This window comes from Micromonospora purpureochromogenes (assembly GCF_900091515.1).
GTDB lineage: Bacteria > Actinomycetota > Actinomycetes > Mycobacteriales > Micromonosporaceae > Micromonospora > Micromonospora purpureochromogenes.
On sequence record NZ_LT607410.1, the window covers coordinates 5,940,066 to 5,962,064 of the forward strand.

Below are 21,999 nucleotides of genomic sequence, written 5' to 3' on the forward strand. Positions count from 1 at the left end.
TCAGGCCGGTCGACGGGCCGGCCGGGCGGGCCGGCCGGCGGGGCCGGTGGACCGTGCCGCCGGGGCGGTCAGGATGTCGGCGGCTCGTCCTCGCCGGCCGCCTCCGCCGCGTCGGCCTCCTCCTTCGTCCGGTGCACCACCTGGTCGGCGTGCTCCGGCGGGCCGTAGACGGTGTAGAGCACCAGCGGGTTCGGCCCGGTGTTGACGAAGTTGTGCTTGGTGCCGGCCGGCACCACCACCAGGTCGCCCTGGACGACCTCCCTGGTCTCCCCGGCCACCCGCGCCTCGCCGGTACCGCTGACGAAGGTCAGGATCTGGTCGATCCCGTCGTGCACCTCCTCACCGATCTCGCCGCCCGGCGGGATGGTCATGATCACAAGCTGGGTCTTCTCACCGGTCCAGAGCACCCGGCGGAAGTCCGGGCTCTTCTGGGCCACGGTCGCGATCGTGAAATGCTCCATGGCGCGCTCATACCCGGCCCGGGCCTCCGTCACGCCGGGACTGGCAGATGGTGGAATTCCCCACCCGCGGGAGGTTTGCCGGCGCGCGCAACGGGCATCGACCACACTGACGGCTGCGTAGGCGGCTGTTGAGCCAGGTCCCCGCTGGCGTACCGCCGAAGGGCTGCGGTGGTGGGAGACGGCCGGAGCGCGGCGACGTGACGACCCAGGGGTCGGGCGGCGCCGTGCGCCCGTGTCCGGGCCTTCGGACGCCCGGCGGCCGACAGTGGACGCCTCTGACCTGCGGTTGTGCCTCAGTGGCGGCGTTGGGGCACGGGCGGCGAGCCGACGCAGACCACCTTCAGCTCGTCCTCGCCCGCCGGGCCGGCGAAGCGGACCTCGACGTGCTCGTCCGGGCCCCGGTCGACGTCGCGGACCCGGTAGCCCTGCGCCGGCGCCCAGGAGACCAGCCGTACCCCCGACGGCCCGCACTCGGCCACCGCCGTCCCGCCGTTCGTGGCCAGCACCCGACGCGCGCCCGCGGTCGAGGTGACGGCGACGCCGGAGGGGGTCGGGCCGGTGGTCGGCGGGGTGACCCCGGCGGCGGACGGCGGCGCTGTCGCGAGCGCCCGCCGCACCTCCTCCTGGCTGCGGACGCCACCCGGGGTGCCGCTGATGCTCTCCCCCACCAGCCGGATCGCCGCCAGGCCGATGAGCAGCGCGGCGACCGCGGTGGCGAGCCAACCGAGCACGGCGAGCAGGGGGCGACCGGGCATTCCCCGAGTCTGCCGGACGCCGGGTTGCGGCGCGCCCAGGGCAGGGTTAAGGGAGGGTTGCGGCGGGCGGCCGGCAGCGGCGCCGCGGATTAGCCTGCCAGGTGTGGCCCGCCTGCTGCTGATCGAGGACGATCTCACCATCCGTACGCCGCTGATCCGCGCGCTGCGCGAGCGCGGGCACGCCGTGGCCGCCGCCTCCACCGCCCTGACCGGCCTGCGGGACGCGCTCGAGGACCGGCCGGACCTGGTCGTGCTCGATCTGGGACTGCCCGACCTGGACGGTGCCGAGCTGCTGCGGATGCTCCGGGCGGTCAGCTCCGTGCCGGTCATCGTGGCCACCGCGCGCGACGACGAGCGGGAGATCGTCCGGATCCTCGACGCCGGGGCGGACGACTACGTGGTCAAGCCGTTCACCGCGGCGCAGTTGGACGCCCGGGCCCGCGCGGTGCTGCGGCGGGCCGCCCCGGAGGACCGGGACGCCGACCCGGCGCTGGTGGTCGGCGGACTGCGGATCGACCCGCGTACCCGCCAGGTCAGCCTGGACGGGGTCCCGGTGGAGCTGACCCCGCGCGAGTTCGACCTGCTGCACCACCTGGCCGGCCGGCCCGGGCAGGTGGTGACCAAGCGGGAGCTGCTCACCGAGGTGTGGCGGATCCCGTACGGCGGCGCCGACAAGACCGTCGACGTACACCTGTCCTGGCTGCGCCGCAAGCTCGGCGAGAACGCCCAGCAGCCCCGCTACCTGCACACCGTCCGGGGCGTCGGCGTGCGGCTGGCGCCGCCGGCCGGGACCGTCGGGTGAGGCGACGGCTGGCCCTGCTGATCGCGTCGGTCAGCGTGCTCACCCTGATCGCCTTCCTGGTGCCGCTGGCGCTGCTGGTCCGCACCGTCGCGGAGGACCGGGCGACCGTGCGCGCGACGGCCGACGCGCAGAGCCTGGTGCCGGTGGTCGGCACCGCCGAGCTCGAGACCGTCCGGATCACCGTCGAGCAGCTCGTCGCCGAGTCCGGGCGGCCGGTCACCGTCTTCCTGCCCGACGGCACGGTGCTGGGCGCGCCCGCGCCGCGTACGCCGGCGGTGGCGCTGGCCGCGCGGGGGCAGAGCCTGACCGCGGAGTTCGACGGCGGGCGGGAGGTCGTCATCGCCGTCCAGGGCCGGCCGGAGGGGGCGGCGGTGATCCGCACGGTGGTGCCCCGGGCCGAGCTGACCGCCGGGGTGACCCGGGCGTGGACGGTGCTGGCGCTGCTCGGCGCGCTGCTGGTGGTGGTGGGCCTGGTGGTCGCCGACCGGCTCGCCGGCGCGCTCACCCGTCCGATCACCGAGCTGTCCACGGTGTCGCACCGGCTGGCCAACGCCGAACTGGACGCCCGCGTCGAGCCGGCCGGGCCGGCGGAGCTGCGCGAGGTGGCCGGCGCGCTCAACCATCTGGCCGGCCGGATCCAGGTGCTGCTGCGGGAGGAGCGGGAGCAGGTGGCGGACCTGTCGCACCGGCTGCGTACCCCGCTGACCGCGCTGCGGCTGGAGGCGGAGTCGCTGCGCGACCCGGACGACGCGGCCCGGGTCACCGCCGCCGTCGACGGGCTGGAACGGGCGGTCAGCGGGCTGATCCGCGAGGCGCGCTGGCGCAGCTCGCCCGCCGCCGGCCGGGTGGTCAGCGACGCGGCGGCGGTGGTCGGCGAGCGGGTGGCGTTCTGGTCGGTGCTGGCCGAGGAGACCGGTCGGCGGGTGACCCTGGACCTGGCGCCGGGGCCGCTGCCCGTCGGGGTGGCCGCCGACGAGCTGGCGGCGGTGGTGGACGCCCTGCTGGGCAACGTCTTCGCGCACACCCCGGACGGCACCCCGTTCGCCGTGCGGCTGGCGGCGGACACCGACGGGGTGCTGCTCACCGTCGCCGACGAGGGGCCCGGGCTGCCCGCCGGGGCGGCCCGGCGGGGGTCCAGCGGGGCCGGGTCGACCGGCCTCGGCCTGGACATCGCCGACCGGGCGGCCCGGGCCGGCGGCGGGCACCTGGAACTCGGCACCGGGCCGGGCGGCGGGGCCGTGGTGACACTGCGGTTGGGCCCACCGCCGGGATAACCACCGTTTAGCGTCGGGACAGCGCGCCGCTATCCGCCTCCGGTCGATGCTCGGCAGGACAGCGAACGGGACCGACGAAAGGTGGACATCATGCGGCGTACCTCTCTGATCCTGGCCTCGGCCGGTGGCGTGGCGGTGCTGGCGGTGACCGGCGCGGCCCTCGGCGTCACGGCCGCCGACCGGCAGGCCGACGCCCCGCGCGCCGCCCTCGCCGCCAGGAGCGTCGACGACACCCTCACGCCGGACGACAGCCCGGCCACCGCCGGGGCGGCGCCGGCCGGGGTCGACCGCGATCGGGCCGGGGCGCTCGCCCTCGCCGCGGTGGGCGGCGGCTGGGTCGTCGACGTCGAGGCCGAGCGGGAGCACGGCCGTCCGGTGTGGAGCGTCGAGGTGATGACCGGCGTCGCCGGCTGGGACGTCCACGTCGACCGGGACACCGGTGCGGTGCTGCGCGTCCGGCCGGAGAGCGGCGACGACCGGACGACCCCGGACGGTCGGCGGACGGACGACGCGACCGGCGCGGACGACCGGGGCCACGACGCGGCCGGCACGGACGACCGGGGCGGCGACCGCCGGGACGGCGCGGACGACAGCGACGACACAGCCGACGACCGGCGGCACGGCGGGGACGACCGGGGCGGCGACGACCACGGGGGCGACCGGCACGGGGACGACGACTGAGCGCGGCAGCGGAGCCGGCCCGCCCGCCGGCGCCCGGTCAGGGGCGGGCGGGCGGACCGGAGGCCGGCACGGCGGCGGCCCGATCGGGGTGCGCGCCGAGGTGGCCCAGCACGTCGGCCAGGCCGGTCCGCAGCTCCGCGTCGGCCAGCAGTCCGTCCGCGCCGACCCCGGCGCGGGGCACCGGCAGGCGTACGCAGGCGGGCTCGACGATGTCGGCGCCGAGGTAGCCCAGCACCATCCGCAGGGTCTGCTCCGCCCCGGCGCCACGGCCGGGCGCGGCCACGGTCACCCAGGCCACCGGCTTGCCGTACAGGTCTCCGTTGCCGACCGTCCAGTCGAGCAGGTTCTTGAAGCTGCCCGGCAGGGTGCCGGCGTACTCGGGGGTGCAGAAGAGCACCGCGTCGGCGTCGGCGAGCGCGGCGCGCAGCGCCACCACCGGCGCGGGCGGTTCGTCGACCTGGTCCGGGTCGAAGGCGGGCAGCTCCCGCAGTGCCTCGTACAGCGTGGTGCTCACCCCCGGCACGGCCAGGGTGTGTGCGGTACGCAGGGCGGCGGTGTTGGTGGACCCGGCCCGGGTGCTCCCCGGGACGAGCAGGATCCGGGCGTCCTGCGGCATCGGCTGCTCCTCACCGTCGGCGGCACCGGCCAGTCAAGCACGGCCCGACCGGCCGGCCCACCCCTGACTTCGGCCGGGTCGACCGGTGGTCGCCCGCAAGGGTTTCCGGTCATCACCGGCCGTTCGACCCTGTGACGAAGGCGAATGTCTGGCTAGGCTGAGGTATGGTGCCCGCCCACCGGGGTCGGGTGGCGGAACCGGTCTACCGCCCCATCCTCGCCAGCCGGCGGGGCGAGCTGGAGGCGCTGTCCCATCTGGACGGCGCCGTGGCTCCACTGCTCGCTCCGGTCCTCGAACTCTCCACAGTCGACCCGGTCGCGCTCGACCTGATCGGCCGACTGCCGGCCGGGCTCGTCCCGGCGGTCGACGTCTCCGCCCTGCCCGAGGTGCCGGAGACCGAGCTGGCCCGCTGGGGCGTACCGGTGGTGCCGGTGATCGGGTTGGCCGACAGCGACCGCCGGCTGGTGGCGCACGGGGTCGCGGCGCAGGCGTACGCCCGGCGGGCCGTGGTCCGGCTGCGGGCCGGCCAGGACCGGGCCGGGCCGGACGCGACCACCGCCGCGGCGGAGCGGATCTGGCGGTACGGCCGGCTGGTGCCGGAGCAGTGCGACCTGCTCATCGACGCCGGCGACGTCTGCTGCCCGGCCGACCTGCGGGTGACCGAGCCGCGGGTGCGGCGGTTGGTGGACTGGGCGCGCCGGCACGCCTGGCGCACGGTGACCGTCGCGGCCGGCGGGATGCCACCGACGCTGTCCCGCCTGCCCACCGACGAGCCGGTACGCCTGGACCGCTGGGACTGGCTGCTCTGGTTACGCCTCGCCGAACTCGGCGTCGGGTACGGCGACTACGGCGTCGCCGCCGCGTCGCCCGCCGGGGAGGGGCCGGGTGACCGGTTCCCCACGGTGCGGTACACGGCGGACGGCGCCTGGTGGGTCTACCGCTGGTCGCGGCGGGGTGGCCGGGGCGACGAGCGCTTTGCCGACCTGTGCCGCACGCTGGTGGCGGCGCCGCACTGGCCGCCGGCCGGGGCCGGCTTCTCCTGGGGCGACCACGAGCTGCTGCGCCGCGCCCGGCGGGTGGCCGGTGCGGGCTCGCCGACCAACTGGACGGCGTGGAGCACGTCGCACCACCTGGCGCACGTGCTGGCCACGCTGACCCGGCCGGCCCGGGACCAGCGCCCCGACCCGTGGCGCGGCGAGGAGGAACGCGGACGTTCCACCCGGCCGCACCGGGGCGGCGAGGCGCGCCGGGCCGGCTGAGTCACCCCTTCTCGGTGAAGCCGAACTGCACGATGCCCTCGTCGTCGACGGTCGCGTCGACGGAGGTGTCTTCGAGCAGTTCGGCGGCGTCCTCGTCGAGGAAGATACGGGCCCCCTGGTTGTCGACCACCTTGTCGCCCTGCGCCGGCTCCGGCACCAGCTCGATGCTGAGCGAGCCGGCGTCGGTGTCGGCCGCGATGCGCAGCCCGCCGTCCTCGGCGACGTCCTGCTGGAGGGCGAGGTCGCGGATCACCATCACGGCGTTGTCGGTCATCTTGAGCATGTCGGAACTCCTCATGGGTTCTCGGCAGCGGGGCCTCGCGCGGAGTGGCGAAGCGCGCACCTGATGGCGAACCTGTCGTCGCCCGGCGAATCGGGGCGCATCGCATGGCCCCCTCACCCCCACCGTGCCCCCTGAACGGGCGTCCGTCAAATAGAGCGCGGTCTGTGGGAGCGCCCCCGCGCCTGCCGCGTTTCCGCTCCTCAGCCTCGCTGTCGCCGTACGCTGGGACCGAGGTGGCCGGGGCCGGTCAGCCGCCGTCCCGCCGCACCCGGACCGAGATCCGGAAAAAACTTTCGGCGGGGAGTCTTGCCTGGCGGAAATCTCCATGACAGCGTCGACGCATGCATCGTCGTCTCTTTACCCGGAGTCTGGCGCTGGCGACGCTCGCCGCCACCGTGGCCGCCGCCGGCGCCCTCCCCGCCACCGCCGAGTCACCGACCCCGGCGGCCACCCGGCTGCACGCCACCATCGACGCGATCCTCGCCGACGCCCGGCTCACCGGGGCGCAGGCCGGCGTGGTCGTGGTGGACACCGCCACCGGGCAGACCCTGTACGACCGCAACGGTGACCGCCGGCTGATCCCCGCCTCCAACACCAAGCTGCTCACCTCGACCGCGGCGCTGGAACTGCTCGGCCCGGGGCACCGGTTCACCACCGACGTGCACAGCACCGGGCAGCGCCGGGCCGGGCTGGTCTCCGGCGACCTTTACCTGCGCGGCGGCGGCGACCCGACGATGCTCGCCGCCGACTACGACGCGCTCGCCGCCGAGGTGGCCGCGGACGGCGTACGGGTGGTGACCGGCAACCTGGTCGCCGACGACACCCGCTACGACCGCACCCGGCTCGGTCCGGACTGGACGTGGGACGACGAGTCGTACTACTACGCCGCGCAGGTCTCGGCGCTGACCGTCGCCCCGGACACCGACTACGACGCCGGCAACGTGATCGTGCACGCCGCCCCGGCCGCGAGCGCGGGCGCGCCGCCGACGGTCACCATGACGCCCCCCAACGGCTACGTGCGGATCGACAACCGGGCCGAGACGGTCGCCGAGGGCGAGACCACGATCAGCTTCGAACGGGAGCACGGCACCAACACCGTGGTGGTCACCGGCCAGATCGCCGTCGGCGACGCGCCGGCCAGCGACTGGATGACCGTCTGGGAGCCGACCGGGTACGCCGCCGACGTCTTCCGGGCCGCGCTGCGCCGCCACGGCGTACGGGTGCTCGGGCGTACCGTGCTCGGCCGGGCCACCCCGGACGACGCGGCACCGGTGGCCCGGCACGACTCGATGACCCTGGCCGCGCTGATGGTGCCGTTCCTGAAGCTGTCCAACAACGGGCACGCCGAGGTGCTGACCAAGGAGGTCGGGCGGGTCATCTCCGGCTCGGGCACCTGGTCGGCGGGGCTGACCGCGATCAGCGAGTACGTCGCCGACACCGGCATGGACACCGGCACCCTGCGCCAGCGCGACGGCTCCGGCCTGTCCCGGCGCAACCTCATCCCGCCGGCCGAGTTCGTCGCCCTGCTCGCCGCGGTCCGCGCCGAGCCCTGGTTCGCCGACTGGTACGCCGCCCTGCCGATCGCCGGCAACGCCGACCGATTCGTCGGCGGGACGCTGCGCAGCCGGATGCGCAACACGCCGGCGGCGAACAACGTGCACGCCAAGACCGGGAGCCTGACCGGGGTCTCCGGCCTCTCCGGCTACGTCACCGACGCCGACGGCCGGGTGCTGGCCTTCTCCGTGGTGCTCAACAACTACCTGGCCTCGTCGGTGAAGGGGCTGGAGGACCAGGTCGCCATCGCGCTGGCGTCGTACACCGAGAAGAGCGTGACCACCGCGCGGGTGGCGCCGCCGGTGGCGCCCGACGCGCCACACGTGCCGGAGGGGCTGGAGTGCTCCTGGGTGAAGCCGATCGCCTGCTGAGAACGGGTGCGGGGCCCCGCCGGGACGGGGCCCCGCACCGCCCGGCTCACCTCGCGGACAAGGGTCAGACCCGCTCCAGCACCACCACCGGGATCTCCCGGTCGGTCCTGGTCTGATAGTCGTCGTACGCCGGCCAGATGTCGGTCATCGTCCGCCACATCCGGGGCTTCTCCTCGGGCCCGGCGGTCCGCGCCCGCGCCGCGAACGTCTCCGCGCCCACCTGCACCTCGGCCTCGGGATCGGCGAGCAGATTCAGGTACCAGGCCGGATGCTGGGGCGCGCCGCCCTGCGAGCCCACGACCAGGTAGTCGTCGCCGTCGCGGCCGTAGATCAGCGCGGTCCGGCGCAGCTTGCCGCTGCGGCGGCCACGGGTGGTCAGCAGCAGGGTGAAGACGCCCGGCCGCCACTCGTGCCCCTGCTCGCCGCCGGTCTCGACGTACCGTCGGATGTGGTCGGCCACCCAGCCCTCGGGGCTGTCCAGCACCTGCTCGCTCGCCGTCACAGCCTGCCTCCCGCGCCTCGTCGCCGTCGTCGCGCCCACGCTACTCCGGCCCGCCGCGCAGAGCCGGCGAACCGGATCAGCGCAGGGCGACCGCGCGCAGGGCGACGTTGCCGCAGTCGTTGAAGGTCTCCTCGGTGGTCCAGGAGATCAGCAGCTTCTGCCCCGGGGCGACCCGGAACCGGACGACGAACTGGGCGCTGTGGTTGGTGTGCGGATCCTCCAGGCGCAGGGTGCTGGTCGGGCCGCCGGTGGAGAGCCGCACGTCGAGCCGGCCGCGGGCCATCCAGAGCCCGGCGAAGAGGTGCACGGTGCGCAACTCGCCGCTGCCGAGCACGGCGAGGCGGAACCCGTTGCCGACGCCACAGGTGTGGATGCCGGTCGAGGTGCCACCCTCGCCCTGCACCGGGGCGCCGTCGCGCCAGCCGAACAGCTCCGGGTCGGTGTCGTAGCTGCTCCGCGCGCCCGGCCCGCCCTCGTCCCGGATCTCGCCCGAGCCCTCGCGCTTGCGGACCACGGAGTCCGGGCCGCGCAGCCCCCAGTGCACCCAGTCCCGAGTGCCGAGGTGGGTCAGGTCCACGATGGCCGGCACGTCGGCCCGGTCCACGCTGAGCAGCGGCGTCGTCGGCTGCGGCGCCGGCGTCGGGGTCAGCGAGGGCGACGGTGGGGGCGTGGGCGGGCGCTGCCGGGGCCGCAGCCCGGGCGACGCGACCCCGGCCTCGGTCACCTGGCCGGGCAGGCCGGTCGGGCGGCCGGCCGGCGTCGAGGCCGCGCCGGGCAGCGCCGCGCCCTCGCCGCGCGGCTCGGGCTCCGGATCGATGCTGAGGTACGCCACCAGCGCGGCGAGGCAGACGACGGCGGTCAGCGCCTCGACGGTCCACCGACGACGGTGCCGGTGCCGGGCGATCCGACGGGCCGTGCTCAGGCCCCGGCCAACGCCCGTCCGTCTCAGCTCGTCGTCCGTCACCGCTTCTCCGCTCTCCCCACCCACGGTCGCGCCGGCGCGGCGGTCGCGGGTCGCGGCGTGAGCCGCCTCACGTTTTCATCCGAACGGCCTCTTGCGCCACCTACGCGGGCATGGAAGTTTCCAGTTCGTTACCAAGCGGTAGTAATGGAAACCTTCCTGTCAGTTATAGCCGCACCGTCCGGTTCGGGCCAGCCAGGTCCACCGGGAATCAGCGGATCTCGAAGCCCAGCGCCTGGGCCAGCACCAGCGCCTGCTCCGAGTCGATCACGGCGCCGGCCCGCTCGACCGCCGTGGCGTCCAGCGCGGTGAGGTCGCTGCCGCGCAGGTCCGCCCGGCCCAGCCGCACGGCGTGCAGCTGCGCGGCGGAGAGGTCGACACCGGTCACCGTCGCCCCGGTCAGGTCGGCCCCGGTCAGGTCCGTCTCCCGCATCCGCACGTCGGTGAAGCTCACCCCGCGCAGGTCCGCCCCGGGGAGCGCGACGAACGACCAGTCGCCGCCGGCGACCCGCAACGGCCGCAGGTCGCACTGGTCGAACGTGCTCCCCACCAGCTTGCAGCCGGTGAACTCGGCCTCGAAGAAGTTGCACCGCTTGAACACGCAGCGGGTGAAGGCCGAGTCGACGTGCCGGGAGGAGTTGAACCGCACGTTGCCGAAGGTGCATCCGGTGAAGGAGGCCCCCTGGCTGACCGCCTCGGTGAGGTCGACGTCGTGGAAGACGCAGTTCACGAAGTGCCGGTCGACCAGCTCCTCGGCGTACCAGTCTTCGTGGCGGAACGTGACGTCCTCGGTCGGCTCGGGCATCGCACCACCCTATGCGGGGGCACCGACAGCGGCCGTGGGCCTTCCGCCGCCGCCGTACCGGCTAGTAGGTTCGGCGACGTGAGCGTGGACCGTACTACCGACCCGGACCTCATCGGCTTCGACCCGGCGCGACTCGCGCGCATCGACCAACACTTCGGCCGGTACGTCGACGACGGCCGGCTCGCCGGCTGGCAGATCGTGGTCACCCGCCGCGGCGAGATCGCCCACTCCTCGACGTACGGCATGCGGGACGTGGAGGCCGGCGCGCCCGTGGAGCGGGACACCCTCTGGCGCATCTACTCGATGACCAAGCCGATCACCTCCGTCGCGGCGATGATGCTCTGGGAGGAGGGCCACTTCGAACTGAACGACCCGATCAGCCGCTGGCTGCCGGAGTTCGCCGACGTCCGGGTCTTCGACAAGGGTTCGGCGCTCAAGCCGTACACGGTGCCGGCGATCGAGCCGATCCGGGTCTGGCACCTGCTCACCCACACCTCCGGCCTGACGTACGGCTTCGCGCAGAGCTCGGTGGTCGACGCCCTCTACCGCGCCGCCGGCTACGACCTGGGCGTGCCGGCCGGGCTGGACCTGGCCGGCGCCTCGGCCGGGATGGCCCGGCTGCCGCTGATGTTCCAGCCCGGCACCGGCTGGAACTACGGCGTCTCCACCGACGTGCTGGGCCGGCTGGTCGAGGTGGTCTCCGGGCAGAGCCTGGACGCGTTCTTCACCGAGCGGATCCTCACCCCGCTGGGCATGACCGACACCCGCTGGTGGGTCGACGAGCCGGACGCCAAGCGGCTCGCCGCCCTCTACACCCCGCACCCCGGCACCGGGCAGGCGGTCCGCGTCGACCGGATCGGGGCCGCCGCGCTGAACCGCCCCGACTGCCTCTCCGGCGGCGGCGGGCTGGTCTCCACGGCCGCCGACTACCACCGGTTCACGCAGCTGCTGCTGCGCGGCGGCGAGCTGGACGGCGTACGCCTGCTCGCGCCCCGCACGGTGCGCTACATGACCCGCAACCACCTGCCCGGCGGGGGCGACCTGGCGTCCTTCGAGCCCGAGGGGTTCGCCGAGACGGTGCTGGACGGCATCGGCTTCGGCCTGGGCTTCGCCGTGGTGCAGGACCCGGTGCCCGCCCGGGTGCCCAGCAGCGTCGGCGAGTACTACTGGGGCGGCCTGGCCAGCACGGCCTTCTGGGTCGACCCGGTGGAGGAGGTCACCGCGCTGCTGTTCACCCAGCTGATGCCGTCGAGCACCTACCCGCTGCGCTCGCAGCTGCGCCAGCTGGTCTACTCCGCCCTGGTCGACTGAGCCGTTCCGCCGACGGGCGGCCGGACCGGTCCATAGCCTGGACGGCATGAGCGAGCGCAGCGAGCGAATCATCAGGCTCAGCGCGAGGGTGCCTCATGGCGGCACGCAGCGCAGCGGAGTGCCGGCATGAGCAACGTCGTGGTGTACGGCGCCGGTGGCACCGCGGGCTCGCGGATCGTCACGGAGGCGGCCGATCGGGGGCACCGGGTCACGGCGGCGGTCCGCCGCCCGGAGGCGCTCACCTGGCTACCCGACGGGGTGAAGGTGGTGACCGGGGACGCCACCTCGGCGCAGAGCGTCCGGGAGCTGGCCACCGACGCCGACGTCATCGTCGTGGCGATCGGCGGCGGGGAGCGGCCGCTCTGGCGCGACGCGGCGGAGAACCTGGTCACCGTCCTGCGGGACGTGCCCAATCCGCCCCGGCTGATCCACGTCGGCGGCGGGGCGACCCTGCTGACGCCGAACGACACGCCGATCCTCGACGAGCCGGACTTCCCCGACGAGTACCGGGACGCGGCGCTGGGCCAGGCCGACGCCCTCGCCCTCTACCGGTCCTCGGCCGACGGGCTGACCTGGACGTACCTCTCCCCGCCGCCGATGGAGTTCCACCCGGGCGAGCGGACCGGCCGCTACCGCACCGGCACCGAGCACCCGGTGGTCGACGAGGGCGGCCGTTCGGTGCTGACCTACGAGGACATGGCGGTCGCCGTCGTCGACGAGATCGAGAACCCGCGCTTCGAGAACATGCGGTTCACCGCCGCGTACTGAGGCTTAGGACCTAGTCCGCCAGCCGGGCCGGGAAGCCGCCGGTGGCGATCGGCCCCCAGCTGTCGATGGTGACCCGGATCAGGGACTTGCCCTGGCGGACCATCGCCTGCCGGTACTCGTCCCAGTCCGGGTGCTCGCCGGAGATGCTGCGGAAGTACTCCACCAGCGGCTCCAGGGCGTCCGGCAGGTCGAGCACCTCGGCGGTGCCGTCGACCTGCACCCAGGGGCCGTCCCAGTCGTCGGAGAGCACGCACGCGGAGACGCGCGGATCGCGGCGGATGTTGGCCGCCTTCGCCCGCTCCGGGTAGGTGGAGATCATCAGCCGGCCCTCGGCGTCGACGCCGCAGGAGACCGGCGAGGACTGCGGCCGGCCGTCGGACCGGGTGGTCATCAGCAGGACCCGGTGTCGGGGGCGGATGAACTCGATCAGGGCGTTCCGGTCGACCCGGGTGTTGCTCGCGATGGTGCGTGCCATGCGTCGGTTCTACCAGGCGCGGGCCGGCGGGCTCCGGCCGCGGGCCGGGCCCGGTCAGCGGGCCCGGTCGGCGACCCCGCCGGGAGCCGCCTGGGTGGGGACCCGGGGCCGGGCCGCCGGGCGCCAGGCGCGGCCGTTGGCGTAGATCACCCGGAAACCGAGGTACGCCGCGAGCGGCGCCCAGTGCGCCGAGCCCATCCGCAGCTCGGCGGCGTTGTGCCGCTGGCCGTTCGCGAGCACGTCGAGCAGCACGGTTTCGAAGGCGGCCGATTCGACCCAGTCGACGTCGCGGGTGAAACCGCAGATCAGGGCCGCGCCGGTGACCTCGAGGAAGTCGCGCAGCACGGCGTCGGAGGCCCGCAGCACCGAACAGCTGCCGAAATAGAGCCGGCGTCCCTCGCACCGGCCGGCCATCCGCTGCGCCACGTCGGTCAGCTCCACCGAATCCCAGTCGGTGAGGCAGAGCCGGCTCGGCTCGCCGTGCATGGCGAAGAACCCGACCCGGTAGTCGGCGTACTGCTTGAGCAGCCAGCGGTCGAGGAAGTAGAAGAGCTCGTCCCGGGTGGCGGCGTCCTTGTGGATGAAGCGGATCCGGCCGAGCCGTTCCAGCAGTTCCAGGGTGGGCAGCACGGAGCCGCGCTCGTTGAGGTCCCGGTGCCACTGCCCCTCGACGCAGAAGACGCCACCGCGTGCCACGTCCACCTCCCCCGTCACACCGCCGCGCCTGACGTTACCGGTCCCGGACCCGGCGGCGACATCACCCGGCGTGTGCCGGCCGACGCCTGGCGTCACCTTGCCGCCCTGCCGGGTCGTCCATTCCGGTCGCACCTCGCCTGTTCCGAATGGGTGTTTCGCAATTCACCCCAATTCACAGGCAATGCCCAGCCAAGGCCGATCGTGAGGACAATTCTCATTAATCGCCACCAACCGGCAGCGGAACTGTCAGGGTGAAAAGCGCGGGACGTTCCGGTCGATGTCCTGACGGGTCATCTCAATCGCTCTCCTATCGGGAGGACTTCTGTGCGCGTGAACACCTTGAAGCGAGCTGCTGTCGCGTTCGCCCTGGCGCTGCCGGGCGCCGCGATCGCCTCGGTGGTCGCGGCTCCAGCGGCCCACGCCGACGGCTGTTACACCTGGCAACGCACCCTCTCCGCCGGTAGCTCCGGCAACGACGTGCGGCAGTTGCAGATCCGGGTCGCCGGCTGGGCCGGCGCCGGCGGGATCGTCCGCATCGACGGCCGCTACGGACCGGAGACCGCCGCCGCGGTCAGGCGGTTCCAGACGGCGTACGGGCTGCGCAGCGACGGCATCGCCGGGCCGCAGACCTTCAACAAGCTCTACCAGTTGCAGGACAACGACTGCACCCCGGCGCACTTCAGCTACTCCGAGCTGGACAACGGCTGCGGCCGCGGCGGGTGGAGCGGGGGCCCGCTGTCGGCGGACCGGACCCGGGCCAACGCGGTGCGGACCATGTGGAAGCTGGAGGCGCTGCGCCGGGGGCTGGGCGACCAGCCGATCAACGTCACCAGCGGCTTCCGCAGCACCGCCTGCAACAACCAGGTCGGCGGCGCGTCGGACAGCCAGCACCTCTACGGCAACGCCGCCGACCTGACCTCGCGGAACAGGTCGCTGTGCGAACTCGCCCGGGCCTCGCGCAACCACGGGTTCAGCGGGATCCTCGGTCCCGGGTACCCCGGCCACAGCACCCACGTGCACGTGGACTCCCGGCGGGAGAACAACAGCGACCGGACGGCGAACACCACCTCCTGGTCCGCCCCCAACTGCGGGGTGGGCAGCGGCGACTGAGCCGAACGATCCACCCGACGTGGCGGTGTCCCCTCCCTGGGACGCCGCCACGTCGCGCACACACCGGTCGGCGAGCACGTCGCCGGCCGGCCCGGGGTAGGGGACCGTCGGGCCGGCCGGCGAGGTGGCACCCGGGCGATGCGGGCGGTCGTACCTCCGCTCAGCTCGCCCGGGGCCAGCGCGGCGCGGCGGCGGGGGGTGCCACCGGCCGGCCGGGCCCACCGGACCGGACGACGGGCCGGACTCCCGGTGCGGTGACCCGGCCGGTCTGGCCGCGCGTCGGATGGCCGTGAGCCGGCCGGTCGGTCGGGGTACGGCCCGGGTGGACCGGGGCCGGCCGGTCGGCCCGGGCGGCGGCCGGACCGGTGAAGGTGAACGGGAACGGCACGTGCACGAAGGGGTTGCCGTGCCGGATCAGCGCGTCGATCTGACGCTCGTTGAGCCCGTGCGCCTCCAGCACGCGCCGGCCCCAGCGGTGCAGGCGGCACGGGTACGACGCGCCGTCGTTGCGGCACAGCGGCCCGTTGGGCCACTCCTCGGCGGCGTGCACCACCACCGCCCGGACCGCGAGCCGGACGTCCTCGGGTGTCAGCGGCGCCGGCACCGGCACCTCGCCCAGGATCTGATCGATGGGATCCGTCGACTGCTCACCAACTCGCACGGCAGGCCTCCCGCAGCTCGGCAGCGATTGCGGCTGATCGCCGCAGCGCATCCTCGGCCAGTGGTACGGCCCGAACCGGACGAAAGTTCAATCGCGCCACGCGGTGGCTGTCGTCGTCAGACCAGGCCCGCGTCGTGCACCAGCAGCGCCACCTGCACCCGGTTGTTCAGCTCCAGCTTCGTCAGCAGCCGCGACACGTACGCCTTGACCGTCGCCACGCTCATGTACAGGTCGGCGGAGATCTCCGCGTTCGTCCGGCCCCGACCCAGCGCGACGGCCACCTCCCGTTCCCGCCCGGTCAGCCCGTCGAGCAGCCGCAGCGCCCGCTCCCGGCGGGGATCCGGGCCGGCCGGCCCGCCGGCGGTGACGTGGGTGATCAGCTTGCGGGTGACGGTCGGGGAGAGCGTCGCCTCCCCGGCCGCCACCCGGCGCACCGCTTGGACGATCTCGGCGGGCGGGGTGTCCTTGAGCAGGAAGCCGCCCGCCCCGGCGCGCAGCGCCCGCAGCACCTGGTCGTCGGCGTCGAAGGTGGTCAGCACCAGCACCTCCGGCGGCCGGGGCAGCGCCCGCAGCGCCTCGGTCGCCGCCAGCCCGTCCACCCGGGGCATCCGGATGTCCATCAGCACCACGTCGGGCGCGTACGCCTCGACGGCGGCCGGCACTTCGGCGCCGTCGGCGGCCTCGCCGACCACCCGGACGTCGGGCACCCCGCCGAGGATCATCGACAGCCCGGCGCGGACCAGCGCGTCGTCGTCGACGATCAGCACCCGGATCGGTGCGCCATCCCCCGTCACGCCGGCCACGGCAGCCAGGCGGCGAGCCGGAAGTCGCCCGCCGGGTCCCGCCCGTACGCCAGCCGGCCACCGGCCAGGGTGACCCGCTCGGCGATGCCCACCAGGCCGGTGCCGGCCCCCGGGATGGCCGGCTCGGGCGGCTCCCCCACCGGCCACGGGTTGCGGATCTCCACGGTCAGCCCGTCGCCCGGCCGGCCGGCCAACCGGACCCGGACCACCGCGCCGGGGGCGTGCTTGCGGGCGTTGGTCAGCCCCTCCTGCACGATCCGGTACGCGCTGCGCCCGACCGCGGCGGGCACCGTCGCCGGCTCGACGACCAGGTCCTCGGTGCTCACCCGTACGCCGGCCGCCCGGCACTCGCCGATCAGCGCCGGTACGTCGGCGAGGGTGGGTTGGGGGCGTTCCGGCGTCTCCTCCTCCCCGCTGACCTCCGCGCGCAGCACTCCGATCACCTCGCGCAGGTCCTGCAGGGCGGCGTGGGCGCTCGCGCGGATCACCCCGGCCGCCCGGGCCACCTCCTCCGGGGGCGCGTCCGGCCGGAACTCCAGGGCTCCGGCGTGCAGGCTGAGCAGGGAGATCCGGTGGGCGAGCACGTCGTGCATCTCCCGGGCGATCCGGGTGCGTTCCAGCTGGCGCGCCTGGGCGACCCGGAGCTGCTGCTCGGTCTCGGCCCGGTGCGCGCGCTCCCGCAGCGAGGTCACCAGCTGGCGGCGCGCCCGGACGAACATCCCCCAGGCCAGCACCCCGCCGAGGAACGACGCCGTCCAGACCGTCGCGGCCCAGAACGGCAGGGCCGGGTCGGGCCGGAGGCTGTTGTAGACGGGCGTGACCAGCAGGTGCGCGCCGACCAGCGCGGCCGCCACCGGGAACGGCCGGTGCACCGCCACGGTGAACAGGATGATCAGCAGCGCCACCGCCGCGGTGACCGAGAAGACCGCCAGCGGCAGGCTGACCACGGCCAGCGCGACCGGCCAGCGCCGGCGCAGCCAGAGGGCCGCCGTGCTGAGCAAGCCGACCACCAGGTCGGCCTCGTTGAGCCAGGACGGCCCGGCGTTGAGCGCGAACTCCGGCGTCGGCCCGACCGAGTCCCCGAAGGCCAGCAGCACCCAGCCCAGCGCGAGCAGGAAGGCGAGCCCGTCGACCAGCCAGTCCCGCGTGGTGCGGGCCACCGGGGTCGCGCGGGTCAGGGCTCCCGGCAACAGCCAGGGGAATTCGGGTACGACGGCACTGCTCACCCGCCAATGGTAGGTAGCCGTCCGGCGTCGGCGACAGCTACCAAAGTCGACGACCGCCGTGGCCACAGGTGTACCCGGCGCTCGACCGCCGGCCGCAGCGCGACACCGGGTGGCCCCGACAGGCTCGACGGCATGATCACGGTCGAACACCTCACCAAGCGGTACGGGCCGCACGCCGTCGTGGACGAAGTGTCGTTCCGCTGCGAGCCGGGAACCGTCACCGGCTTCCTCGGCCCGAACGGCGCCGGCAAGTCCACCACCATGCGGATGATCTGCGGGCTGACCCCGCCGACGTCCGGCGGGGCCACCGTCGCCGGGCGCCCCTACCGGCAGCTGCCCAACCCGGGGCGGGAGGTCGGCGTCCTGCTCGACGCCTCGGCCCAGCACGCGGGGCGCACCGGGCGGGAGGCGCTCGCCCTGGCCGCCCGGACCCTGGGCGTCGACCGGCGGCAGGTCGCCGCCAAGCTCGACCTGGTCGGGCTGAACGCGGCGGCGGCGAAGCGGCGGGTCGGGGCGTACTCGCTGGGGATGCGGCAGCGGCTCGGCCTAGCGCTGGCGCTGCTGGGCGACCCCCGGGTGCTGGTCCTGGACGAGCCGGCCAACGGCCTCGACCCGGAGGGGATCTTCTGGATGCGCGGCCTGCTGCGCGACTTCGCCGACCGGGGCGGCACCGTGCTGCTCTCCTCGCACCTGCTGCGCGAGGTGGAGGCCGTCGCCGACCGCCTGGTGGTGATCGGCGGCGGCCGGGTGGTCGCGCAGGGCGGCAAGGACGAACTGCTCGCCGGCACCGGCACCCTGGTCCGCGCCCGGGACCCGCGGGCGCTGCGGCTGACCCTGGACCGGGCCGGCCTGCCCGCCGACGCCGGCACCGACGGCGGGCTCCTGGTGCGGGCCGAGGCCGAGGCGGTGGGGCAGGCCGCCGCGGACGCCGGTCTCGTCCTGACCGAGCTGCGGCCCGCCGGCAGCGGCGGCCTCGAACAGCTCTTCCTCACCCTCACCGCCGGCACGTCGACGAAGGAAGCCGTGAAATGACCGCCACCACCGCCGCACCCGCCGTCGCCGTCCGTCCCGCGCCGCCCGGACCGTCGCTGGTCCGGCTGACCGAGGTCGAGCTGCGCAAGCTCGCCGACACCCGGGCCGGCAGCTGGCTGCTGGCCACCATCGGGCTGATCGCCGCCGCCATCGCCACCGTGCAGCTCTTCGTCCTCGACGAGGCCGCGCAGACCTTCACCGCGTTCTTCACCGCGTCGCTGCTGCCGGTCGGGCTGCTGCTGCCGGTGCTGGGCATCCTGTCGATCACCGCCGAGTGGTCGCAGCGCACCGCGCTGACCACCTTCGCGCTGGTGCCGCGCCGGGAACGGGTGGTGGTCGCGAAGCTCGCCGCGGTGGTGCTGGCCGCGCTGGCCTCGGTGGCGGTCAGCCTGGCGGTGGCCACCGCCGGCACGCTGGCCGCCCGGGCCACCGGCGGGGCGGGCAGCTGGACCTTCGACTGGTCCCAGCTGGGGCACGCGGCCGTGCTCCAGGTCACCAGCGTGCTGATGGGTGCCGCCTTCGGCCTGCTGCTGCTGAACACCCCGCTGGCGATCGTGACCTACCTGCTGCTGCCCACCGTGTGGAGCATCCTCGCCATGATGATCGCGGCGCTGCGCGGACCGGCCCGCTGGCTGGACACCTCGGTGACCATGGAGCCGCTGTTCGGCCCCCAGGTGACCGCCGGGCAGTGGGGGCGGCTCGCGATGTCCCTGCTGGTCTGGATGGTGGCACCGCTCGCCGCCGGCCTGGTCCGCACGCTGCGCCGCGAGGTGGCGTGAGCATGCGCGCCGAGGAGCAGGCCAGCATCGTCGACGGCGGCGTCGGGGAGCTGGTGCTGATGTGGGGCGGGTTCCCGCTGCTCGGCGCGGGGCTGGGCGCGGCGCTGACCGCCGTGTCCGGCTGGCTCGCCGACCTGCCGTGGGTGCCGTTTCAGGGGTGGTTCGAGCTGCTGGCCGGGCTGCCCGAGCGGCAGGCGTTGGCCGGCGGTACGGCGCTGCCCGGCGCTGGCCGGCCTGCTCGTCGCGTACGTCGGGACGCGGGAACGGCTCACCGTGACGGTCGACCGGACGGCGGTGCGGCTGCACCGCGACGGCCACGGCCGGGACGTCGCCCGCGCCTCGGTCGCCTGCGTCTTCGTCGACGGCAAGGCGCTGGTGCTGCTCGACTCCGACGGCGCCGAACTGGCCCGCGAGAAGTCGGACCTGAGCGGGGATCGACTGCGCGCCGCGTTCACCGGGCAGGGCTGGCCGTGGCAGGAGGCCGACCCGCACCGGGACGCGTACCGGCGGTGGGTGGAAGGGCTGCCGGGGCTGCCGGCCGGCACGGACGCGCTGCTGCGAGCCCGGCAGCGCGCGGTCGACGCGCACCGCCGCGACGACGCGCGGGACCTGCGCCGGGAACTGGCCCGGATCGGGGTGGTGGTACGCGACGAGGACAAGCGGCAGTACTGGCGGCTGGTCCGGCCGCTTCACCGGGAAGAGACCGGTAACGGACGGTAGCGTGGCTGTGGAGGAGCCCTGACGGCCGGGAGCGTGGCCCATGACCGAGCAGCAGCCGTACCGGGTGGTGGCCAGGCACCCCGGGTTCGAGCTGCGCCGGTACCCCGCCCACCTGGTCGCCGAGCTGCGCGTCGACGGGTCGTTCCTCGAGGCGGGCAACGTGGGGTTCCGGCCGCTGGCCGCGTACATCTCCGGGGCGAACCGGTCCCGGCGCAAGGTCGGCATGACCGCCCCGGTCGTGCAGGAGTCCGCCGGCTCGGAGCAGATCGCGCGGACGGCGCCGGTGGTGCAGGAGGAGGGTGAGCGACCCGGCTGCTGGGTGGTGCGCTTCGTGCTGCCGGCCGCGCTCACCGCCGCCACCGCGCCCGAGCCGGAGGATCCCCGGATCACCGTCCGGGAGGTCCCCGCACAGCTCGCCGCCGCCATCCGGTTCTCCGGCCGGTGGAGCCAGAAGGCGTTCGAACAGCGGGCCACCGCGCTGGGCCGGGCGGTCACCGCGGCGGGGCTGAGCCCCACCGGCGCGATCCGGTACGCCCGCTTCGACCCACCATGGAAGCCCTGGTTCCTGCGCCGCAACGAGGTCGTGCTCCCGGTCGTCGAGTGACCGGGGCCCGGGTCGCGTCGTTGGGGCGTACGTCCCCCGGCGGGACTCGACACTGAGGGTGAAGGGGACGACGATGAGCTCCGCAGGCAACGGCACCGGCATCTTCCGCCGCAAGCCGGTCGAGGAGATCGCCGACACGACTGAGCAGCTGTCCCGCTCGCTGGGGCTGTGGCAGCTCACCGCGATCGGCATCGGCGGGATCATCGGCGCCGGCATCTTCGCCCTGGCCGGGGCGGTCGCCAGCGAGACCGCCGGCCCGGCCGTGCTGGTGTCGTTCCTGATCGCCGGCCTGGCCAGCGCGGCGGCCGCGCTGTCGTACGCGGAGTTCGCCGGCATGATCCCGAAGGCCGGCTCGGCCTACACCTACGGCTACGCAGTGCTCGGCGAGGCGGTCGGCTGGTTCATCGGCTGGGACCTGCTGCTGGAGTACACCGCGATCGTGGCGGTGGTCGCGATCGGCATCTCCGGTTACTTCAGCTTCCTCGTCGGCGAACTGGGCGCGGACCTGCCGGCCTGGATGCTCGGCGCGCCGGGCACCGGCGAAGGGCACGTGGTCGACCTGTTCGCCGTGGTGCTCTGCCTGTTGATCGCGTTCCTGCTCACCCTGGGCATCAAGACGGCGGCCCGCTTCGAGACGTTGGTGGTCGGGCTGAAGGTCGCCGTGGTGCTGCTGGTCATCGTGGTCGGCTTCTTCCACATCCGGACGGCGAACTACTCGCCGTTCTTCCCGTTCGGCATCAGCGGGGCGTTCACCGGCGCGGCCACCGTCTTCTTCGCCGTCTTCGGGTACGACGCGATGAGCACCGCCGCCGAGGAGTCCCGGGACGCCCGCCGGCACATGCCCAAGGCGATCATCTACTCGCTGCTCATCTCGATGGTGCTGTACGTGCTGGCCACGCTGGTGCTCACCGGCATGCAGAACTACCGGGAGATCGACCCGGAGAGCGGCTTCTCCTCGGCGTTCGCCTCGGTCGGCCTCTCCGGCCTGGCCAGCGTGATCGCGGTCGGCGCGATCATCGGCATCCTCACCGTGATGTTCACCTTCATGCTCGGAGTGACCCGGGTGTGGTTCTCGATGAGCCGGGACGGACTGCTGCCGGCCTGGTTCGCCAAGGTGCACCCGGTGCGCCGGGTGCCGATCCGGGTCACCTGGATCGTCGGCGTGGGCTCGGCGCTGATCGCCGGCTTCCTGCCGATCCGGCAGGCGGCGGAGCTGACCAACATCGGCATCCTGCTGGCCTTCGTGGTGGTCTGCATCGCGGTGATCGTGCTGCGCTACCGCCGCCCCGACGCGCCGCGTACGTTCCGGCTGCCGGGCATGCCGGTGGTGCCGGCGGTCGGCGCGCTCTTCTCGGTCTGGCTGATCACTTTCCTGGCCCCGGTGACCTGGCTGCGGTTCGCGGTCTGGTTCGTGATCGGCGCGGTCGTCTACGCCCTGTACGGCTACCGCCGCTCGGCGCTGGCCCGCCGAAGCTGAGCGGAGGCGAGCA

Annotated in this window: 25 protein-coding genes and 1 pseudogene; 14 read left to right on the forward strand and 12 right to left on the reverse strand. The window is 74.5% G+C overall.

Annotated elements, in window-relative coordinates; all coding sequences use genetic code 11:
- Positions 1-68: 68 nt before the first annotated feature.
- The gene (locus tag GA0074696_RS27095; protein ID WP_088963697.1) at positions 69-461 is read right to left on the reverse strand and encodes a cupin domain-containing protein; all 393 of its coding nucleotides are present in this window, start codon (positions 459-461) and stop codon (positions 69-71) included.
- A gap of 293 nt (positions 462-754) precedes the next feature.
- Positions 755-1,216, reverse strand: a complete 462-nt coding sequence (locus tag GA0074696_RS27100; RefSeq protein WP_088963698.1) for a septum formation initiator — start codon at positions 1,214-1,216, stop codon at positions 755-757.
- Between the two features lie 103 nt (positions 1,217-1,319).
- On the opposite strand from GA0074696_RS27100, the gene GA0074696_RS27105 reads away from it, so the two are divergent.
- The 3 genes from GA0074696_RS27105 (at position 1,320) to GA0074696_RS27115 (ending at position 3,973) form a co-directional block, all read left to right on the forward strand.
- Positions 1,320-2,018 (forward strand): response regulator transcription factor, encoded by a 699-nt coding sequence (locus tag GA0074696_RS27105; RefSeq protein ID WP_088963699.1) that lies wholly within the window; start codon positions 1,320-1,322, stop codon positions 2,016-2,018.
- Positions 2,015-3,292 (forward strand): sensor histidine kinase, encoded by a 1,278-nt coding sequence (locus tag GA0074696_RS27110; RefSeq protein ID WP_088963700.1) that lies wholly within the window; start codon positions 2,015-2,017, stop codon positions 3,290-3,292. The genes GA0074696_RS27105 and GA0074696_RS27110 overlap by 4 nt, the downstream gene beginning before the upstream one ends.
- 90 nt (positions 3,293-3,382) lie before the next feature.
- Positions 3,383-3,973, forward strand: coding sequence for a PepSY domain-containing protein (locus GA0074696_RS27115; protein WP_088964836.1), 591 nt, complete (start codon positions 3,383-3,385; stop codon positions 3,971-3,973).
- Positions 3,974-4,010: 37 nt separating this feature from the next.
- Here GA0074696_RS27115 and GA0074696_RS27120 read toward each other — a convergent pair whose 3' ends face one another.
- Positions 4,011-4,589 (reverse strand): NADPH-dependent FMN reductase, encoded by a 579-nt coding sequence (locus tag GA0074696_RS27120; protein ID WP_088963701.1) that lies wholly within the window; start codon positions 4,587-4,589, stop codon positions 4,011-4,013.
- A gap of 164 nt (positions 4,590-4,753) precedes the next feature.
- Here GA0074696_RS27120 and GA0074696_RS27125 point away from each other — a divergent pair, with 164 nt between their 5' ends.
- A complete protein-coding gene (locus GA0074696_RS27125) occupies positions 4,754-5,848 on the forward strand; it encodes a beta family protein (RefSeq protein WP_172894469.1) in 1,095 nt (364 codons plus the stop codon).
- Between the two features lies 1 nt (position 5,849).
- Here the strand turns inward: GA0074696_RS27125 and GA0074696_RS27130 are convergent, their stop codons facing one another.
- Complete coding sequence (locus GA0074696_RS27130; RefSeq protein WP_088963702.1) at positions 5,850-6,131, reverse strand: iron-sulfur cluster biosynthesis family protein; 282 nt, start codon at positions 6,129-6,131, stop codon at positions 5,850-5,852.
- A gap of 341 nt (positions 6,132-6,472) precedes the next feature.
- Here GA0074696_RS27130 and dacB point away from each other — a divergent pair, with 341 nt between their 5' ends.
- Positions 6,473-8,056, forward strand: a complete 1,584-nt coding sequence (gene dacB / locus GA0074696_RS27135; RefSeq protein ID WP_088963703.1) for a D-alanyl-D-alanine carboxypeptidase/D-alanyl-D-alanine endopeptidase — start codon at positions 6,473-6,475, stop codon at positions 8,054-8,056.
- Positions 8,057-8,120: 64 nt separating this feature from the next.
- Here the strand turns inward: dacB and GA0074696_RS27140 are convergent, their stop codons facing one another.
- The 3 genes from GA0074696_RS27140 to GA0074696_RS27150 form a co-directional block, all read right to left on the reverse strand.
- Complete coding sequence (locus GA0074696_RS27140) at positions 8,121-8,558, reverse strand: nitroreductase family deazaflavin-dependent oxidoreductase (protein WP_088963704.1); 438 nt, start codon at positions 8,556-8,558, stop codon at positions 8,121-8,123.
- Between the two features lie 76 nt (positions 8,559-8,634).
- The gene (locus tag GA0074696_RS27145; RefSeq protein WP_231925166.1) at positions 8,635-9,522 is read right to left on the reverse strand and encodes a hypothetical protein; all 888 of its coding nucleotides are present in this window, start codon (positions 9,520-9,522) and stop codon (positions 8,635-8,637) included.
- 208 nt (positions 9,523-9,730) lie between these two features.
- A complete protein-coding gene (locus GA0074696_RS27150) occupies positions 9,731-10,324 on the reverse strand; it encodes a pentapeptide repeat-containing protein (RefSeq protein ID WP_088963705.1) in 594 nt (197 codons plus the stop codon).
- A gap of 78 nt (positions 10,325-10,402) precedes the next feature.
- On the opposite strand from GA0074696_RS27150, the gene GA0074696_RS27155 reads away from it, so the two are divergent.
- Positions 10,403-11,635: a serine hydrolase domain-containing protein gene (locus tag GA0074696_RS27155; protein ID WP_088963706.1), complete on the forward strand. Its 1,233-nt coding sequence runs from the start codon at positions 10,403-10,405 to the stop codon at positions 11,633-11,635.
- A gap of 126 nt (positions 11,636-11,761) precedes the next feature.
- Positions 11,762-12,403: an NAD(P)-dependent oxidoreductase gene (locus tag GA0074696_RS27160; RefSeq protein WP_088963707.1), complete on the forward strand. Its 642-nt coding sequence runs from the start codon at positions 11,762-11,764 to the stop codon at positions 12,401-12,403.
- 10 nt (positions 12,404-12,413) lie between these two features.
- Here the strand turns inward: GA0074696_RS27160 and GA0074696_RS27165 are convergent, their stop codons facing one another.
- Together GA0074696_RS27165 and GA0074696_RS27170 are read right to left on the reverse strand one after the other, a co-directional pair.
- Complete coding sequence (locus GA0074696_RS27165) at positions 12,414-12,878, reverse strand: PPOX class F420-dependent oxidoreductase (RefSeq protein WP_088963708.1); 465 nt, start codon at positions 12,876-12,878, stop codon at positions 12,414-12,416.
- A 54-nt stretch (positions 12,879-12,932) separates the two neighbouring features.
- Positions 12,933-13,574 carry a DUF6642 family protein gene (locus tag GA0074696_RS27170; protein WP_088964839.1) on the reverse strand — a complete coding sequence of 214 codons (642 nt, stop codon included), beginning with the start codon at positions 13,572-13,574 and terminating at the stop codon, positions 12,933-12,935.
- A gap of 324 nt (positions 13,575-13,898) precedes the next feature.
- Between GA0074696_RS27170 and GA0074696_RS27175 the strand changes: the two genes are divergently transcribed.
- Positions 13,899-14,684, forward strand: a complete 786-nt coding sequence (locus GA0074696_RS27175) for a D-Ala-D-Ala carboxypeptidase family metallohydrolase (protein WP_088963709.1) — start codon at positions 13,899-13,901, stop codon at positions 14,682-14,684.
- 160 nt (positions 14,685-14,844) lie between these two features.
- On the opposite strand, the gene GA0074696_RS27180 is transcribed toward GA0074696_RS27175, so the two are convergent.
- The 3 genes from GA0074696_RS27180 to GA0074696_RS32110 all read right to left on the reverse strand — a co-directional run bounded on the left by GA0074696_RS27180 (position 14,845) and on the right by GA0074696_RS32110 (position 17,374).
- On the reverse strand, positions 14,845-15,345 hold the full coding sequence (locus tag GA0074696_RS27180; protein ID WP_088963710.1) for a hypothetical protein: 501 nt from the start codon (positions 15,343-15,345) through the stop codon (positions 14,845-14,847).
- A gap of 116 nt (positions 15,346-15,461) precedes the next feature.
- Positions 15,462-16,148: a response regulator gene (locus GA0074696_RS27185; protein WP_269458697.1), complete on the reverse strand. Its 687-nt coding sequence runs from the start codon at positions 16,146-16,148 to the stop codon at positions 15,462-15,464.
- Positions 16,136-17,374 (reverse strand): sensor histidine kinase, encoded by a 1,239-nt coding sequence (locus GA0074696_RS32110; protein ID WP_088963711.1) that lies wholly within the window; start codon positions 17,372-17,374, stop codon positions 16,136-16,138. The genes GA0074696_RS27185 and GA0074696_RS32110 overlap by 13 nt, the downstream gene beginning before the upstream one ends.
- A gap of 132 nt (positions 17,375-17,506) precedes the next feature.
- On the opposite strand from GA0074696_RS32110, the gene GA0074696_RS27195 reads away from it, so the two are divergent.
- From GA0074696_RS27195 to GA0074696_RS27215, 6 genes and pseudogenes are all read left to right on the forward strand, one after another.
- A complete protein-coding gene (locus tag GA0074696_RS27195) occupies positions 17,507-18,406 on the forward strand; it encodes an ABC transporter ATP-binding protein (RefSeq protein WP_088963712.1) in 900 nt (299 codons plus the stop codon).
- Positions 18,403-19,185, forward strand: coding sequence for an ABC transporter permease (locus GA0074696_RS27200; protein WP_088963713.1), 783 nt, complete (start codon positions 18,403-18,405; stop codon positions 19,183-19,185). The genes GA0074696_RS27195 and GA0074696_RS27200 overlap by 4 nt, the downstream gene beginning before the upstream one ends.
- A 59-nt stretch (positions 19,186-19,244) precedes the next feature.
- Positions 19,245-19,343: pseudogene (locus tag GA0074696_RS32760) on the forward strand (YqeB family protein); the annotation flags it as partial.
- A gap of 115 nt (positions 19,344-19,458) precedes the next feature.
- Positions 19,459-19,905, forward strand: coding sequence for a YqeB family protein (locus GA0074696_RS32115; protein WP_231925167.1), 447 nt, complete (start codon positions 19,459-19,461; stop codon positions 19,903-19,905).
- A 40-nt stretch (positions 19,906-19,945) separates the two neighbouring features.
- Positions 19,946-20,509: an SOUL family heme-binding protein gene (locus GA0074696_RS27210; protein ID WP_088963714.1), complete on the forward strand. Its 564-nt coding sequence runs from the start codon at positions 19,946-19,948 to the stop codon at positions 20,507-20,509.
- A gap of 73 nt (positions 20,510-20,582) precedes the next feature.
- Complete coding sequence (locus GA0074696_RS27215; protein WP_088963715.1) at positions 20,583-21,986, forward strand: amino acid permease; 1,404 nt, start codon at positions 20,583-20,585, stop codon at positions 21,984-21,986.
- The last annotated feature ends 13 nt before the right edge of the window (positions 21,987-21,999 follow it).

Excerpts from the sequence above, each read along its gene's own strand:
- GA0074696_RS27095 (WP_088963697.1), bottom strand. The coding sequence starts at position 461 with ATGGAGCATTTCACGATCGCGACCGTGGCCCAGAAGAGCCCGGACTTC.
- GA0074696_RS27100 (WP_088963698.1), bottom strand. The coding sequence starts at position 1,216 with ATGCCCGGTCGCCCCCTGCTCGCCGTGCTCGGTTGGCTCGCCACCGCG.
- GA0074696_RS27115 (WP_088964836.1), top strand. The coding sequence starts at position 3,383 with ATGCGGCGTACCTCTCTGATCCTGGCCTCGGCCGGTGGCGTGGCGGTG.
- GA0074696_RS27120 (WP_088963701.1), bottom strand. The coding sequence starts at position 4,589 with ATGCCGCAGGACGCCCGGATCCTGCTCGTCCCGGGGAGCACCCGGGCC.
- GA0074696_RS27125 (WP_172894469.1), top strand. The coding sequence starts at position 4,754 with ATGGTGCCCGCCCACCGGGGTCGGGTGGCGGAACCGGTCTACCGCCCC.
- GA0074696_RS27130 (WP_088963702.1), bottom strand. The coding sequence starts at position 6,131 with ATGCTCAAGATGACCGACAACGCCGTGATGGTGATCCGCGACCTCGCC.
- dacB (WP_088963703.1), top strand. The coding sequence starts at position 6,473 with ATGCATCGTCGTCTCTTTACCCGGAGTCTGGCGCTGGCGACGCTCGCC.
- GA0074696_RS27150 (WP_088963705.1), bottom strand. The coding sequence starts at position 10,324 with ATGCCCGAGCCGACCGAGGACGTCACGTTCCGCCACGAAGACTGGTAC.
- GA0074696_RS27160 (WP_088963707.1), top strand. The coding sequence starts at position 11,762 with ATGAGCAACGTCGTGGTGTACGGCGCCGGTGGCACCGCGGGCTCGCGG.
- GA0074696_RS27165 (WP_088963708.1), bottom strand. The coding sequence starts at position 12,878 with ATGGCACGCACCATCGCGAGCAACACCCGGGTCGACCGGAACGCCCTG.
- GA0074696_RS27195 (WP_088963712.1), top strand. The coding sequence starts at position 17,507 with ATGATCACGGTCGAACACCTCACCAAGCGGTACGGGCCGCACGCCGTC.
- GA0074696_RS27200 (WP_088963713.1), top strand. The coding sequence starts at position 18,403 with ATGACCGCCACCACCGCCGCACCCGCCGTCGCCGTCCGTCCCGCGCCG.
- GA0074696_RS27210 (WP_088963714.1), top strand. The coding sequence starts at position 19,946 with ATGACCGAGCAGCAGCCGTACCGGGTGGTGGCCAGGCACCCCGGGTTC.
- GA0074696_RS27215 (WP_088963715.1), top strand. The coding sequence starts at position 20,583 with ATGAGCTCCGCAGGCAACGGCACCGGCATCTTCCGCCGCAAGCCGGTC.